Here is a 283-nt window from a genome sequence, read left to right as displayed (position 1 = left end):
GTATACCCCATTTTGCCAAGGAGGGCAGCTGCGATCGGATTGTCATGCCGGATGTAGTCTCTCCAATGTTTCTTGCGCAGCTCTACGGGGAAAAAGCGAAACTGCAGCACGTCGCCAAAGGGAAACTCGATTGAGAACACGGATGGTTCCTCGCGAAGGGCATCATGGCTGAAGACAGCGATCGGAACGATGCGCGTGCGGTATTTTTCAAACAGACGGCTGAAATAGATAAACATGCGCTCTGGAAACGATGGTTGCACGTAGCTTTGATTCTCCACATGAA

At 50.9% G+C, this 283-nt stretch carries 1 pseudogene; it reads right to left on the bottom strand.

Annotated elements, in window-relative coordinates:
* Positions 1–283, bottom strand: a pseudogene (locus VU18_RS16125) (DUF4351 domain-containing protein); the annotation flags it as partial.

It is taken from the genome of Geobacillus sp. ZGt-1 (assembly GCF_001026865.1).
Classification (GTDB): Bacteria; Bacillota; Bacilli; order Bacillales; family Anoxybacillaceae; genus Geobacillus; species Geobacillus thermoleovorans.
Note: the sequence above shows the minus strand (reverse complement) of the source record. Positions and strands in the feature narration are given on the sequence as shown.